Consider the following 14918-nt stretch of genomic DNA (forward strand, 5'->3'; position numbering starts at 1 on the left):
AAAGCTTGCTCCTACAGAGATGGGTGTCAGCGGTTTTTGGCGAAATCCTGAAGCTGCGGATAGAACAACCGAAAGTCATCGCTCAACGGCTCATACAACACCCGCAATTCCCGCATCGCTGCGGCCAGTTCCTCGGGCCGCGTCAGCCGCCGTGAAATCCCCCGCAGCACCTGCTCAAGCACCGCAAATTCGCGATAGGAACCCAACCAGTCATTGGCGACCATGTGCGGCGCGATCTGCGCCAGCCGTTCCGGCAATTGCGCCTCGGTGGACAGCACCCGATACACGCCTGAAGTGAATTGCTCCAGCGGTTGGTCGGCGTAAAGCGTCCAGTCCCGGGCCAGGCAATGGTCGAAAAACACGTCGAGCACGATCCCGGCGTAACGCCGGCGGGTCAGGGAAAACCGTGACAACGAAACGTCCACCAACGGATGGCGGTCGGTAAAGACATCGATGCTGCGATGCAGCTGGATGGCCGCTTCGATCTCCGGATCGAACTGCCCTTGCAGCCGCCCTTTGACGAAATCGCCATAAAGACTGCCGAGCAATTGACCGGGGCGCTGACCACCGAGGTGCAGATGTGCGAGATAGTTCATGCGCGCAGCTTAGCACTGCGCCTTTGTATCGTTACACCCACAATATCGTTATAACTCGATATACCGAATTACTCGGTCGTCAGACCAAAATCATATTGGTATATCGCGAAATACCGATTTAAAGTTCGCCCCATCGCGATATAGCGTTTTACTCATCACGAGCCCAAACCATGACCATCGACCTCGACGAAATAATAAAAGCCCTGGCACACCCAGTACGGCGAGAAATCCTGCACTGGCTCAAAGACCCGACCGTCGAATTCCCCGACCAGTCCCACAGCAACGAGCACGGCGTCTGCGCCGGGCAGATCGATCAACGTTGTGGTTTGTCGCAGTCCACGGTGTCTGCACACCTGGCAACCCTGCAACGCGCCGGCCTGATCAGCAGCCGCAAAGTCGGCCAGTGGCATTTTTTCAAGCGCAATGAGGAAACCATTCAGGAATTCCTCAAAACCTTCAGCAAAGAGCTCTGACCCTTTACGTCAGTACGCCGATAAGGAATCAACAATGCCCCTCTCGCTACTCATTCTGGCCTTGAGCGCCTTCGCCATCGGCACCACCGAGTTCGTCATCATGGGCTTGTTGCCCGATGTGGCGGCGGACCTGGGGGTGTCGATTCCCGGCGCCGGCTGGCTGGTGACCGGTTACGCCCTGGGCGTAGCCATCGGTGCGCCGTTCATGGCACTGGCCACCGCCAGACTGCCGCGCAAAGCCGCTTTGGTAGCGTTGATGGGCATTTTCATCGTCGGCAACCTGCTCTGTGCAATGGCTACCGACTACAACGTGCTGATGTTTGCCCGTGTGGTGACCGCCCTCTGCCACGGTGCGTTCTTCGGCATTGGCTCAGTGGTAGCAGCGTGCCTGGTTCCGGCGAACAAGCGCGCTTCGGCCGTGGCATTGATGTTCACCGGCCTGACCCTGGCCAACGTGCTCGGCGTTCCGCTGGGCACCGCGCTCGGTCAGGAAGCCGGCTGGCGTTCGACCTTCTGGGCGGTGACCGTGATTGGTGTAATCGCGCTGATCGGCCTGATCCGCTTCCTGCCGGCCAAGCGTGATGAAGAGAAACTCGACATGCGCGCAGAACTGCGCGCCCTCAAAGGCGCCGGGATCTGGCTGTCGTTGAGCATGACCGCGTTGTTCGCGGCTTCCGTCTTCACCCTGTTCACCTACGTCGCCCCGCTGCTTGGCGATGTCACCGGCGTCTCGCCCAAAGGCGTGACCTGGACCCTGATGCTCATCGGCCTGGGCCTGACGGTCGGCAACATCATCGGCGGCAAGCTGGCTGACAAAGGCATGGCCGCAACGTTGATCGGCGTCTTTATCTCGATGGCCGTGATCTCGACCGTACTGACCTGGACCAGCGTTGCGCTGATTCCGACCGAAATCACCCTGTTCCTCTGGGCCACCGCGTGCTTTGCCGCAGTGCCCGCCCTGCAAGTGAACGTGGTGACCTACGGCAACGCCGCACCGAACCTGGTGTCGACCCTGAACATCGGCGCTTTCAATATCGGCAACGCACTGGGTGCCTGGGTCGGTGGCAGCGTCATCGCCCACGGTTTCGGCTTGACCAGCGTTCCTCTCGCGGCAGCCGCACTGGCGGTACTCGCCCTGCTGGTGACCCTGATTACTTTCCGTCAGAGCGGCAATCCCGAACTGGCCCCTGCTACCAACTGATCTCTACAAGAGAGCTATTTCATGACGACTATTTTCGATCCGATCAAACTGGGCGACCTCGAGTTGGCCAACCGCATCATCATGGCGCCGCTGACCCGCTGCCGCGCCGACGAAGGCCGCGTGCCAAACGCGTTGATGGCCGAGTACTACGTACAACGCGCCTCCGCCGGCCTGATCCTCAGCGAGGCCACTTCGGTCACGCCGATGGGCGTCGGCTACCCGGACACCCCGGGTATCTGGTCCAACGATCAAGTACGTGGCTGGAGCAACGTAACCAAAGCTATCCACGGCGCAGGCGGCAAAATCTTCCTGCAACTGTGGCACGTCGGCCGGGTTTCCCACGAGTCGTACCTGGGCGGTGAAGCGCCGGTCGCACCCAGCGCCATTCAGCCAAAAGGTCATGTCAGCCTGGTCCGTCCTTTGGCCGACTACCCAACCCCGCGCGCTCTGGAAACCGCTGAGATCGCCGACATCGTAGACGCCTACCGCGTGGGTGCCGAGAACGCCAAGGCGGCCGGTTTCGACGGCGTGGAAATCCACGGCGCCAACGGTTACCTGCTCGACCAGTTTCTGCAAAGCAGCACCAACCAGCGCACCGACAACTACGGCGGCTCCCTGGAGAACCGTGCTCGCCTGTTGCTGGAAGTGACCGACGCAGCGATTGAAGTCTGGGGCGCGGGCCGCGTGGGTGTGCACCTGGCACCGCGCGCTGATTCCCACGACATGGGTGACGACAACCTGTCCGAGACCTTCACCTACGTGGCTCGCGAACTGGGCAAACGTGGCATCGCCTTCATCTGCTCCCGCGAGAAAGAAGATGGCGACAGCCTGGGTCCACAATTGAAAGAAGCGTTCGGCGGCCCGTACATCGTCAACGAACGCTTCACCAAGGACAGTGCCAACGCCTGGCTGGCCAGCGGCAAGGCTGATGCAGTCGCTTTCGGCGTGCCATTCATTGCTAACCCGGACCTGCCGGCACGCTTGAAGGCCGATGCACCGTTGAATGAGCCACGTCCTGAGCTGTTTTATTCCAAGGGCGCGGTTGGTTACATCGACTACCCGGTGTTGTAAGCGTCCCCCCTTGAAATGCAAAAGCCCCGACTCGAAAGAGCCGGGGCTTTTTTGCAACCGGGTTACTCACAAAATCCCTACAAATCAGGTAGCTCACTACCTATCAACCTGGCGAGCGTACGTATATAAAAGCACCCCATTGCAATCAGGCGAGCGTCAGGGTGATTCTCATCCGCCTCAAATGTTGATACAACCGGATCCAATTACGCATTTTGTTTCATTTGCGCAGGCTGGGGCTCAAGCGCAGCATGTCCAACCCTGTATCAACCAAACGCTCGGCGTCGATGTGCAGTTCAAAGCTGTCGGGCGCCAACAGCCACTGATACAGGATGCCATCGATATAAGCATGAATGCTGATGGCCGCTCGCGCAGTGTCGAGGTCTTCCGGCAACTGCCCCCGATTGACCGCATTACTCAGGGCCAGGGCGATCCGCACATTGCAATCAAGGCTGACCTCTCGGCGCTGCTGGCGCAGGTCGCACATTTCATCGGTGAATTCGCACTTATGAAACAGAATCTCATTGATGCGTCGGGTTTTCGGGTCCAGAGCAACTTGATGAAACAAATGAATCAGCAGTTTGCGCATGCAGCCCAAGGGGTCGAGTTCATCTTCGCTCTCACTGGCCCTGGCCATTTCATCCAGCGGTTCATGCAAGGTATCAAGCATGGCCTGCACCAGATCCGCCTTGTTGCTGAAATGCCAGTAGATGGCCCCGCGCGTGACCCCGGCCAGGGTAGCGATATCCGCCAGTGTCGTGCGCGCCACGCCCCTTTCGTAAAAGGCTTTTTCTGCCGCTTCCAGTATCTGGCTGCGGGTTTCTTGAGCTTCCTCTTTGGTACGACGGACCATGGCAGTACAACCTCAATCAGGATGCTTCAGCGATGTCTGAACATCCGCTGAATAAAAGTGGGGCGAGCGCTCTCGGGCGTCGTCCCCGGCCTACAATTCGAACCCTTGAACGGCTTTTGTAACGGTGTGGATACGCGGCCAAGGTATTTACAAACAACCATGAACGTAAGTATATTCCTTAGCAAGCTACTTATCCACTCAGCGCATATTTTTTACCTTTCCACATTTCTCGTGCGCAATTTGCGCGCCTGACCCGAGGATTTTCATGCAATTCAAGCCAGCTGTTACCGCTCTGGTCACCGCCCTCGCCTTGGCATCGCTGCTCAGCGGATGCAAAAAGGAAGAGGCGGCACCTGCCGCACCACCCCCTCAGGTCGGCGTCGTTACTCTGCAACCTCAAGCCTTCACCCTGACCTCCGAGCTTCCGGGCCGTACCAGCGCGTACCGCATCGCCGAAGTTCGCCCTCAGGTTAACGGCATCATTCTCAAGCGTCTGTTCAAGGAAGGTGGCGACGTCAAGGCCGGCCAGCAGCTGTATCAGATCGATCCGGCGGTTTATGACGCCACCCTGAAAAGCGCCGAAGCCAATCTGCAGCAGACCAAATCGATCTCCGATCGCTACAAGCAACTGGTCAACGAACAGGCTGTAAGCCGTCAGGAATACGACACAGCCCTGGCCAACCGGTTGCAATCGGAAGCCGCCCTGCAAAGCGCCCAGATCAATGTGCGCTACACCAAGGTTTACGCGCCACTCTCCGGCCGCATCGGCCGTTCTACAGTGACTGAAGGCGCGCTGGTCACCAGCGGCCAGGTCGAAGCGATGGCGGTGATTCAGCAACTCGACCCGATCTACGTCGACGTGACCCAGTCTTCGGTAGAGCTGCTGGAACTGCGCCGCGAACTGGAAAGCGGTCGTCTGCAAAAATCTGGCGACAACGCGGCCAAGGTCAAGCTGACCCTCGAAGACGGCAGCCAGTACAAACAGGAAGGCAAGCTCGAGTTCTCGGAAGTCTCGGTTGACCAGACCACCGGTTCCGTCACCTTGCGTGCAGTGTTCCCCAACCCTGACCACACCCTGCTGCCGGGCATGTTCGTACACGCCCAGCTTCAGGCCGGTGTAAACGCCGCAGCCATTCTGGCCCCGCAACAAGGTGTGACGCGCGACCTTAAAGGCACCCCGACCGCGCTGGTCGTCGGTGCTGACAACAAGGTCGAACTGCGTCAGCTCAAGGCCAGCCGCACTGTCGGTAGCCAGTGGCTGATCGAAGACGGTCTGAAGGCCGGCGATCGACTGATCACCGAAGGGCTGCAATACGTCAAACCTGGCATTGAAGTCAAAGCCACTGAGGCGACAAACGTTGGCGCAAAGAACCCGGCCCCCGCAAAAGTAGCTGACAAGGCTTCCAGCGGCAAAGGGGAGTAAACCATGTCCAGATTTTTTATCGACCGTCCGATTTTCGCCTGGGTAATTGCCCTGGTGATCATGCTGGTCGGGGCACTATCGATCCTCAAACTCCCGATCAACCAATACCCGAGCATTGCGCCTCCGGCCATTGCGATCCAGGTGACCTACCCAGGCGCGTCCGCACAAACCGTGCAGGACACCGTGGTGCAAGTGATCGAGCAACAGCTCAACGGTATCGATAACCTGCGTTATGTCTCCTCGGACAGTAACTCCGACGGCAGCATGACCATTACCGCGACCTTCGAGCAGGGCACCAACTCCGATACCGCGCAGGTTCAGGTCCAGAACAAGCTGAACCTGGCCACCCCGCTGCTGCCGCAAGAAGTGCAGCAACAGGGCATCCGCGTGACCAAGGCAGTGAAAAACTTCCTGATGGTGATCGGCGTGGTGTCGCGCGACGGCAGCATGACCAAGGACGACCTGTCCAACTACATCGTGTCGAACATGCAGGACCCGATCTCGCGGACCGCCGGTGTTGGTGACTTCCAGGTCTTCGGTGCCCAGTACGCAATGCGGATCTGGCTCGACCCGGCCAAGTTGAACAACTTCAACCTGACCCCGGGCGACGTGAAAACCGCCATCGCCGCGCAGAACGTCCAGATCTCATCCGGTCAACTCGGCGGCTTGCCTGCCGCTCCGGGGCAGCAACTGAACGCGACGATCATCGGCAAGACCCGTCTGCAAACAGCCGAGCAGTTCAAGGCGATCCTGCTCAAGGTCAACAAGGACGGCTCGCAAGTGCGCGTCGGCGATGTCGCCGATGTCGCTCTTGGCGGTGAGAACTACAGCGTCAGCGCCCAGTTCAACGGCAGCCCGGCCTCCGGTCTGGCAGTGAAACTGGCCAACGGTGCCAACGCACTCGACACTGCAAAAGCCCTGCGCAAGACCATCGAAACCCTCAAGCCGTTCTTCCCGCAAGGGATGGAAGTGGTGTTCCCGTACGACACCACGCCTGTGGTGACCGAGTCGATCAAGGGCGTGGTTGAAACCCTGGTCGAAGCGATCGTGCTGGTGTTCCTGGTGATGTTCCTGTTCCTGCAAAACTTCCGTGCCACCGTCATCACCACGATGACCGTGCCCGTCGTATTGCTGGGTACCTTCGGGATCCTCGCGGCGTTCGGCTTCAGCATCAACACCCTGACCATGTTCGGCATGGTTCTGGCCATCGGCTTGCTGGTGGACGACGCCATCGTCGTGGTGGAAAACGTCGAACGGGTCATGAGCGAAGAAGGGCTGTCACCCAAGGAGGCCACCAAGAAATCCATGGGGCAGATCCAGGGTGCACTGGTCGGTATCGCCCTGGTGCTGTCGGCGGTACTGCTGCCGATGGCGTTCTTCAGCGGTTCTACCGGTGTGATCTACAAGCAGTTCTCGATCACCATCGTCTCGGCCATGGCCCTGTCGGTGCTGGTCGCGCTGATCTTCACCCCGGCGCTCTGCGCAACCATGCTCAAGGCGATTCCGAAAGGCGAGCACGGCGTGCCGAAACGCGGCTTCTTCGGCTGGTTCAACCGCAATTTCGACCGTGGCGTCAAAAGCTACGAGCGTGGCGTGGGCAACATGCTCGCGAACAAGGCTCCGTACTTGCTGGCCTACCTCATCATCCTGGTCGGCATGATCTGGCTGTTCACCCGCATTCCAACCGCGTTCCTGCCGGAAGAAGACCAGGGCGTACTGTTTGCCCAGGTGCAAACCCCGGCCGGTTCCAGTGCACAGCGCACGCAAGTGGTCGTGGATGAAATGCGTGAATTCCTGCTGCGTCCGAGCAAGGACGGCGGTGAAGGCGACGCGGTGGCCTCGGTGTTTACCGTGACCGGCTTCAACTTCGCCGGCCGTGGCCAGAGCTCGGGTATGGCGTTCATCATGCTCAAACCGTGGGACGAACGTAACGCCGAAAACAGCGTGTTCAAACTCGCAGCCCGAGCCCAGCAGCACTTCTTCACCTTCCGTGACGCCATGGTGTTTGCTTTCGCACCTCCGGCGGTGCTGGAACTGGGTAACGCCACCGGTTTCGACGTGTTCCTGCAAGACCGTGCCGGTATCGGTCACGACGCACTGATGGCTGCACGCAACCAGTTCCTCGGTATGGCAGCGCAGAGCAAGGTGCTGTCGCAGGTCCGCCCGAACGGTCTGAACGACGAACCGCAATACCAGCTGGAAATCGATGACGAGAAGGCCAGCGCTCTAGGCATCACCCTCACCGACATCAACAACACCCTGTCGATTGCCCTGGGCAGTAGCTACGTCAACGACTTCATCGACCGCGGTCGGGTGAAGAAGGTTTACGTGCAAGGCCAGCCGGGTGCGCGCATGAGTCCTGAAGACGTCAAGAAATGGTATGTACGCAACAGCGCCGGCACCATGGTTCCGTTCTCGGCGTTCGCCAAGGGTGAGTGGATCTACGGTGCACCGAAGCTGTCACGTTACAACGGCGTCGAAGCGATGGAAATCCTCGGTGCCCCGGCACCCGGTTATTCCACCGGTGAAGCCATGCTCGAAGTCGAAGCCCTGGCCAAGAAACTCCCGGCCGGTGTCGGTATTTCCTGGACGGGTCTGTCGTACGAGGAACGGTTGTCCGGTTCGCAAGCGCCAGCGCTGTACGCCCTGTCGCTGCTGATGGTGTTCCTGTGTCTGGCGGCGCTGTACGAAAGCTGGTCGATCCCGATCGCGGTGATGTTGGTGGTACCGCTGGGGATCATCGGTGCGCTGATGGCGACCAGCCTGCGCGGTCTGTCCAACGACGTGTATTTCCAGGTGGGCCTGTTGACGACCATTGGTCTGGCGGCGAAAAACGCCATTTTGATTGTCGAATTTGCCAAGGAACTGCATGAACAAGGGCGTAGCCTGCGCGATGCCGCGGTCGAAGCCTGCCGGATGCGTTTGCGACCGATCATCATGACGTCGCTCGCTTTCGTCCTCGGTGTGGTACCACTGGCAATTTCCACGGGTGCAGGTTCGGGTAGCCAACATGCGATCGGTACCGGGGTGATTGGCGGTATGCTCACGGCCACGATCCTGGCGATCTTCTGGGTCCCGCTGTTTTTCGTCACTGTGTCGGCCATGGGGCAGCGCAAAACCGCTGACCAGGACGACGCACTTGAACCTTCTAAAGAGGCTGGCTTATGAGCAAGTCGCTACTTTCCCTGGCTGTTGCCGCGTTCGTGCTCGGTGGCTGCTCGCTGATACCCGATTATCAGCAGCCTGAAGCACCGGTGGCGGGCCAGTACCCGCAAGGTCCGGCGTATTCGTCGGCCCAGGCGCCTGCCCAGGCTGCCGCCGAACAGGGCTGGAAGCAGTTTTTCCATGACCCGGCGCTGCAACAGCTGATCCAGGTCGCCCTGGAAAACAACCGTGACCTGCGTGTCGCGGCACTGAACATCGACGCCTTTGCGGCTCAATACCGCATCCAGCGTGCCGATCTATTCCCGGCTGTATCGGCCAACGGCACCGGCAGCCGTCAGCGGGTCCCGGCTCGGGCCTCGCAGACCGGCGAATCGGATATCACCAGTTCCTACTCGGCCACAGTCGGCATCAGCGCCTATGAGCTCGACCTGTTCGGTCGGGTTCGCAGCCTGAGCGAAGAAGCGCTGCAGAAGTACTTCGCCACTGAAGAAGCGCGCCGCAGCACCCAGATCAGCCTGGTGGCCAGTGTGGCCAACGCCTATCTGACCTGGCAGGCCGACAAGGAACTGCTGAAACTGACCCAGGAAACCCTGGGTGCGTTCGAGGAGAGCTACAAGCTCACCGCCCGCAGCAACGAAGTGGGTGTCGCCTCGGCCCTGGACCTCGCCCAGTCGCGTACCTCGGTGGAAAACGCCCGCGCACAAAAGGCCAAGTACACCCGTCAAGTCGCCCAGGATGAAAACATCCTGGTGCTGCTGCTCGGCACTGGCGTCCCGGCCAATCTGCAAGCGGCCAAGCCATTGGCTGACGACCTGCTGAGCGAAGTGCCGGCCGGTCTGCCATCGGACTTGCTGCATCGTCGTCCGGACATCCTCCAGGCCGAATACGACCTGAAAGCGGCCAACGCCAACATCGGCGCGGCGCGGGCGGCATTCTTCCCGAGCATCAGCCTGACGGCCAATGCCGGCAGCCTGAGCCCGGACCTGTCGGGTCTGTTCAAGGGCGGTTCGGGCACCTGGCTGTTCCAGCCGCAGATCAACCTGCCGATCTTCAACGCCGGCAGCCTGCGCGCCAGCCTGGATTATTCAAAAATCCAGAAAGACATTGGCGTGGCGAACTACGAGAAGTCCATTCAAACGGCCTTCCAGGAAGTCGCCGATGGCCTGGCTGCCCGCCAGACCTATACCGATCAGTTGCAGGCCCAGCGTGATTTCGTCACCGCGAACCAGGACTACTACCGTCTGGCCGAGCGTCGTTACCGCATTGGTGTCGACAGCAACCTGACCTTCCTCGATGCCCAGCGCCAGCTGTTCAGTGCCCAACAGGTACTGATCACCGACCGTCTGGCGCAACTGGTCAGTGCCGTCAATCTGTACAAGGCACTGGGCGGTGGCTGGAACGAGCAGACGGCGAAGAACGAACCGTTGAAAGAAGAAGCACCGAAGCTGAAGTTGTTCTGATAGCGCTGTAAAACAAGAAGCCCACCTTTTGGTGGGCTTTTTGTTGTCTGCGGGAAAGTTGTGGCGCCAGGACTGGCCTCATCGCGAGCAAGCTCGCTCCCACAGGAGATTTGTGTCTGCCACAGATCGCATGCGCACAGAATGACCAATGTGGGAGCGAGCCTGCTCGCGATGAGGCCGGAACAGACAACACAAATTCCCAGCCAATCTTATGTTCGATAATCGCCCAAAACCCGCTTTTCCCGATTGAACCATCCAGTCCATTCCCCGCACCATTCGTCGCACAAGACCAATAACAACAGGTTCGACGACATGTCCCCGCGCCCTGCCCTGTCCGGCTGATCCCGTTCGTTTTTATCCCGAATTCAAATTTTCGTCTGCAACCCCAGGTTGCGGCAGCGCCCCGTTTCACGCCTAAAAACTAGAGAGACCCGAACACATGACACCTTCCAATACTCAATACTGGTTCCCCAGCCTTCTCGCCGTTGCACTGGCCAGTACGGCTCTGCCCGCCATGGCCGAGGAGTCAGGCTTTGTCGAAGGTGCCAAGGTCAACCTGAACCTGCGCAACTTCTACATCAATCGCAATTTCACCAACCCGACCAAAACCCAGGGCAAGGCTGAAGAGTGGACACAAAGCTTCATCCTCGACGCCAAGTCCGGGTTCACTCAGGGCACCGTCGGGTTCGGCATGGATGTGCTGGGGCTGTACTCAGTGAAACTCGACGGCGGTAAAGGCACGGGCGGTACGCAGTTGCTGCCGCTGGATCACGACGGTCGCCCGGCGGACAACTTCGGGCGCACCAACGTGGCGTTCAAGGCCAAGCTGTCGCAGACCGAAGTGAAGGTGGGCGAATGGATGCCGGTGCTGCCGATCCTGCGTTCGGACGATGGCCGTTCACTGCCGCAAACCTTCCGTGGTGGCCAGATCACCTCCAAGGAAGTCAACGGCCTGACGCTCTACGGCGGCCAGTTCCGCGCCAACAGCCCGCGGGACGACAGCAGCATGAACGACATGTCGATGACCGGCAAACCAGCGTTCACCTCCGACCGCTTCAACTTCCAGGGTGGCGAATACGCCTTCAACGAGAAGCGCACCCAGATCGGTGTGTGGAACGCCGAACTCAAGGACATCTACAGCCAGCAGTACGTGAATCTGATCCACAGCCAGCCCATCGGCGACTGGACCCTGGGCGCCAACCTCGGTTTCTTCTACGGCAAGGATGACGGCAGCGCCCGGGCTGGCGAGCTGGACAACAAGACCTGGTCTGGCCTGTTCTCGGCCAAATACGGCGGCAACACCTTCTATGTCGGCCTGCAAAAACTCACCGGCGACAACGCCTGGATGCGGGTCAACGGCACCAGCGGCGGCACCCTGGCCAACGACAGTTACAACGCCAGTTATGACAATGCGAAAGAAAAATCCTGGCAGGTACGGCACGACTACAACTTCGTCGCCCTCGGCATTCCCGGCCTGACCCTGATGAACCGCTACATCAGCGGCGACAACGTCCACACCGGCACCATCACCGACGGCAAGGAATGGGGCCGCGAAAGCGAACTGGGTTACACCGTGCAGAGCGGCGCGCTCAAAGACCTCAACGTTAAATGGCGCAACTCGACCATTCGCCGTGACTTCAGCAACAACGAATTCGATGAAAACCGGTTGATCGTCAGCTATCCGATCAGTTTGTTGTAAGGCGATCAGTCAGTCAGCCAGCCGCCCGTCAGGCTGGCTGGCGCTTTGCCGAGCTTCAATTACAGTGAAAAAACCTGACAGGACTCAGGCGATATTCAGCCCTCCCCCACTTCCGTTATCTGTTGATGTTGGTCCCCAAGACTTGAGCCAGGCTGTCATCGGAAGACACCACTGATCCCCAGAGGACCACCTCATGATCGCTCGACTCAAATCTGAGCCCGTCGCTACCGATTGGGACGCCAAGGCTTACCAACAATTCTCGCGTCTTCGACAACGACCGGTGAGCGAGCTGCTAGATCGCGTTGACCTCAAACAACCCAAACGCATCTACGACCTGGGATGCGGCACCGGCATTGCGACTCAACTCTCAGACACCGCAAGTCCACAGCCTCACTCCCGCGACTCAACGCCAAGCTCATCCCACACCGACTCCGCCAGGTGGAACGTCGCGTTCGCTGCCGGAATGCCGCAATAGATCGCGCTCTGCATGATCACTTCCTTGATCTCGCCGCGGGTCACGCCGTTGTTGGCGGCAGCGCGCAGGTGCAGTTTGAGTTCTTCGTTGCGGTTCATGCCGATCAGCATGGCCATGGTGATCAGGCTGCGGGTATGGCGCGGCAGGCCCGGGCGGGTCCAGATGTCGCCCCAGGCGTGACGGGTGATCATCTCCTGAAACTCCGAGTTGAACTCGGTCAGCGCGTTCAGGCTACGGTCGACATGGGCGTCGCCGAGTACGGCTCGGCGGACTTTCAATCCCTCGTCGTAACGTTGTTTCTCGTCCACAACAATCCCCTTAATGAGCTGACAAAAACGTCACTACCCGGTCACTGAACGCAGCACCGGCCTGGACGTTGGACAAGTGCGCGGCGTAGAACTCGGCATACTCGGCGCCCTGCACGTGTTCCTGAATGAAGTGCCCGCCGGACGGCGGCGTCACCGCGTCTTCGGTGCCGGCGATGACCAGCAGCGGCACCTTGATCGAGGACAGCTGTTCGCGGAAATCGGCATCGCGCACGGCGCCACAGTTCGCGGCATAGCCTTCAGGCGAGGTGGCCGCGAGCATGTCAGTAATCTTTTTCGCGGCAGCAGGATTGGCTTCAGCAAAATCCGCAGTGAACCAGCGCGCAATCGACGCATCACGCAGCGCGACCATGGCGGCCGGACCGTCACGCAGCACGGTTTCGATCCGCGGGTTCCATACCGACGGATCACCGATTTTCGCCGCGGTGTTGCACACCACCAGTTTGTTCAGGCGATCACCAGCATTGATCCCCAGCCACTGCCCAATCAGCCCGCCCATGGACAGGCCGCAGAAATGCACGCGCTCGATGTGCAAGGCATCCAATAGCGACAGCACGTCGCGGCCCAGTAGCTCGATGCTGTACGGCCCCGGCGTGACCAGCGATTTGCCATGGCCACGGGTGTCGAAACGCAGCACGCGGAAATGCTCGGTGAACGCCGCAATCTGCGCGTCCCACATGTGCAGGTCGGTGCCCAGCGAGTTGGACAGCACCAGTACCGGCGCATCCGCCGGGCCGTCAAGTTGGTAGTGCAGTTCGCCCTCGGCGAGTTGTACGAAAGCCACAGCAATCTCCTTCAGGCAGTCAACGCAGAATGTTCAGCCACCGCTCGCTCGACCCAGGTATGGGCCTGACCGAGGTAATGGGCAGGGTCCAGCAGATGATCGAGTTCAGCAGGCGAGAGTTCGGCGGTCACTTGCGGCTCGTCGCCGAGTACCGCTCGTAGATGACGTTGTTCAGCCACTGCGCGCTTGCAGCATTGCTCCAGCAAATGGTGCGCAGTATCGCGCCCCACTCGTTGAGCGAGGACGATGCTCACCGCTTCGGCGAGCACCAGCCCTTGAGTCAGATCGAGGTTGCGGGCCATGCGCTCGGCGTCCACTTCCAGTCCATCCGCCACCAGCCGCGCCTGCTTCAGGCTGCCGGACACCAGGCAGCAAATCTCCGGCAGGGTTTCCCACTCGGCATGCCACAGGCCAAGGCTGCGCTCGTGTTCTTGAGGCATGGCACTGAACAGCGTCGAGAGCAAACCCGGAACGCGCGTCGCAGCACCGATCAACACCGCCGCGCCCACCGGGTTGCGTTTGTGCGGCATGGTTGAAGAACCGCCCTTGCCCGGTGCCGAGGGCTCGAACACCTCCCCCGCTTCGGTCTGCATCAACAGGCTGATGTCACGCCCCAGTTTACCGAGGCTGCCGGCGATCAATCCCAGTACCGAGCCGAACTCCACCAAGCGGTCTCGCTGGGTGTGCCAAGGTTGATCCGGCAGTGTCAGTTTCAATTCTTCAGCCAGCGCTTGGGCAATCGGCATTGCCTGCTCGCCGAGAGCCGCGAGGGTGCCGGAGGCGCCGCCGAATTGCAGCACCAACAGTCGCGGTTTGAGTTGTTGCAGACGTTGACGGCTGCGTGTCACAGCGCCCAACCAACCGGCGATTTTCATGCCGAGGGTGACGGGTGTCGCGTGCTGCAACCAGGTGCGCCCGGCCAGCGGTGTGGCGACGTAGCGCATCGCCTGGGTCGCCAGCGTTTCGCCCAGTTGAGCCAAATCGCTTTCGATCAGTGCCAGCGCGCCACGCAATTGCAACACCAGACCGGTGTCCATCACGTCCTGGCTGGTCGCGCCCAGATGCACGTAGCGCTCGGCTTCGGCATGGTTGGCCGCGATCTGTTTACCCAGCGCCTTGACCAACGGAATTGCCGAATTGCCCGCCGTGGCAATCGCCTCGCCGAGGGCGGCGAAGTCGTAATGCCCGGCCTGACAGGCCGCTTCAATCGACGCGACAGCCGTTTGTGGAATCAGCCCGACTCGCGCCTCGGCCCGGGCCAGTGCCGCTTCAAAATCAAGCATCGCTTGAACCCGGCCCTGATCGCAGAACACCTCACGCATGTCGCGGGCAGTGAAATAGGCATCGAACAATTGATTGCCCGGTCGCTCGTTCATAAACAGTCCCTGGAGGCGT

12 protein-coding genes and 1 pseudogene are annotated in these 14918 nt (G+C 60.0%); 8 read left to right on the forward strand and 5 right to left on the reverse strand.

The window, feature by feature from the left end; genetic code table 11:
- Positions 1-26: 26 nt before the first annotated feature.
- Positions 27-596 carry an ACP phosphodiesterase gene (locus MO767_RS20380; protein WP_282481972.1) on the reverse strand — a complete coding sequence of 190 codons (570 nt, stop codon included), beginning with the start codon at positions 594-596 and terminating at the stop codon, positions 27-29.
- A 170-nt stretch (positions 597-766) separates the two neighbouring features.
- Here MO767_RS20380 and MO767_RS20385 point away from each other — a divergent pair, with 170 nt between their 5' ends.
- The 3 genes from MO767_RS20385 to MO767_RS20395 are packed head-to-tail and all read left to right on the forward strand — an operon-like array spanning position 767 to position 3341.
- The gene (locus MO767_RS20385) at positions 767-1069 is read left to right on the forward strand and encodes a helix-turn-helix transcriptional regulator (RefSeq protein ID WP_282481973.1); all 303 of its coding nucleotides are present in this window, start codon (positions 767-769) and stop codon (positions 1067-1069) included.
- Between the two features lie 34 nt (positions 1070-1103).
- On the forward strand, positions 1104-2270 hold the full coding sequence (locus MO767_RS20390; protein WP_282481974.1) for an MFS transporter: 1167 nt from the start codon (positions 1104-1106) through the stop codon (positions 2268-2270).
- A 21-nt stretch (positions 2271-2291) separates the two neighbouring features.
- The gene (locus MO767_RS20395) at positions 2292-3341 is read left to right on the forward strand and encodes an alkene reductase (protein ID WP_282481975.1); all 1050 of its coding nucleotides are present in this window, start codon (positions 2292-2294) and stop codon (positions 3339-3341) included.
- Between the two features lie 217 nt (positions 3342-3558).
- Here MO767_RS20395 and emhR read toward each other — a convergent pair whose 3' ends face one another.
- A complete protein-coding gene (emhR, locus tag MO767_RS20400) occupies positions 3559-4191 on the reverse strand; it encodes an efflux system transcriptional repressor EmhR (RefSeq protein WP_282481976.1) in 633 nt (210 codons plus the stop codon).
- A gap of 265 nt (positions 4192-4456) precedes the next feature.
- On the opposite strand from emhR, the gene MO767_RS20405 reads away from it, so the two are divergent.
- The 5 genes and pseudogenes from MO767_RS20405 to MO767_RS20425 form a co-directional block, all read left to right on the forward strand.
- On the forward strand, positions 4457-5614 hold the full coding sequence (locus MO767_RS20405; RefSeq protein WP_282481977.1) for an efflux RND transporter periplasmic adaptor subunit: 1158 nt from the start codon (positions 4457-4459) through the stop codon (positions 5612-5614).
- Between the two features lie 3 nt (positions 5615-5617).
- Entirely contained in the window at positions 5618-8782 is a 3165-nt protein-coding gene (gene emhB / locus MO767_RS20410) for an efflux RND transporter permease subunit EmhB (protein WP_282481978.1), read from the forward strand.
- A complete protein-coding gene (emhC, locus tag MO767_RS20415) occupies positions 8779-10239 on the forward strand; it encodes an efflux RND transporter outer membrane subunit EmhC (protein ID WP_282481979.1) in 1461 nt (486 codons plus the stop codon). Before emhB ends, emhC begins: the two co-directional genes overlap by 4 nt.
- Positions 10240-10678: 439 nt before the next feature.
- Positions 10679-11938, forward strand: coding sequence for an OprD family porin (locus tag MO767_RS20420; protein ID WP_282481980.1), 1260 nt, complete (start codon positions 10679-10681; stop codon positions 11936-11938).
- Positions 11939-12131: 193 nt separating this feature from the next.
- A pseudogene (locus MO767_RS20425) lies at positions 12132-12305 on the forward strand (trans-aconitate methyltransferase); the annotation flags it as partial.
- Between the two features lie 23 nt (positions 12306-12328).
- On the opposite strand, the gene pcaC reads toward MO767_RS20425, so the two are convergent.
- From pcaC to MO767_RS20440, 3 genes are read right to left on the reverse strand one after another with little or no spacing between them, the layout of a single operon-like run.
- The gene (pcaC, locus tag MO767_RS20430) at positions 12329-12721 is read right to left on the reverse strand and encodes a 4-carboxymuconolactone decarboxylase (protein WP_033060940.1); all 393 of its coding nucleotides are present in this window, start codon (positions 12719-12721) and stop codon (positions 12329-12331) included.
- Between the two features lie 10 nt (positions 12722-12731).
- Positions 12732-13523, reverse strand: coding sequence for a 3-oxoadipate enol-lactonase (gene pcaD, locus MO767_RS20435; RefSeq protein WP_282481981.1), 792 nt, complete (start codon positions 13521-13523; stop codon positions 12732-12734).
- Positions 13524-13534: 11 nt separating this feature from the next.
- A complete protein-coding gene (locus tag MO767_RS20440) occupies positions 13535-14899 on the reverse strand; it encodes a 3-carboxy-cis,cis-muconate cycloisomerase (RefSeq protein ID WP_282481982.1) in 1365 nt (454 codons plus the stop codon).
- Between the last annotated feature and the right edge of the window lie 19 nt (positions 14900-14918).

The sequence above is a fragment of the Pseudomonas sp. UYIF39 genome, from assembly GCF_029963765.1.
Taxonomy (GTDB): domain Bacteria; phylum Pseudomonadota; class Gammaproteobacteria; order Pseudomonadales; family Pseudomonadaceae; genus Aquipseudomonas.

Coding starts and splice junctions, on each gene's coding strand:
- MO767_RS20380 (WP_282481972.1), bottom strand. CDS start 596: ATGAACTATCTCGCACATCTGCACCTCGGTGGTCAGCGCCCCGGTCAA.
- MO767_RS20385 (WP_282481973.1), top strand. CDS start 767: ATGACCATCGACCTCGACGAAATAATAAAAGCCCTGGCACACCCAGTA.
- MO767_RS20390 (WP_282481974.1), top strand. CDS start 1,104: ATGCCCCTCTCGCTACTCATTCTGGCCTTGAGCGCCTTCGCCATCGGC.
- MO767_RS20395 (WP_282481975.1), top strand. CDS start 2,292: ATGACGACTATTTTCGATCCGATCAAACTGGGCGACCTCGAGTTGGCC.
- emhR (WP_282481976.1), bottom strand. CDS start 4,191: ATGGTCCGTCGTACCAAAGAGGAAGCTCAAGAAACCCGCAGCCAGATA.
- MO767_RS20405 (WP_282481977.1), top strand. CDS start 4,457: ATGCAATTCAAGCCAGCTGTTACCGCTCTGGTCACCGCCCTCGCCTTG.
- emhB (WP_282481978.1), top strand. CDS start 5,618: ATGTCCAGATTTTTTATCGACCGTCCGATTTTCGCCTGGGTAATTGCC.
- emhC (WP_282481979.1), top strand. CDS start 8,779: ATGAGCAAGTCGCTACTTTCCCTGGCTGTTGCCGCGTTCGTGCTCGGT.
- MO767_RS20420 (WP_282481980.1), top strand. CDS start 10,679: ATGACACCTTCCAATACTCAATACTGGTTCCCCAGCCTTCTCGCCGTT.
- MO767_RS20440 (WP_282481982.1), bottom strand. CDS start 14,899: ATGAACGAGCGACCGGGCAATCAATTGTTCGATGCCTATTTCACTGCC.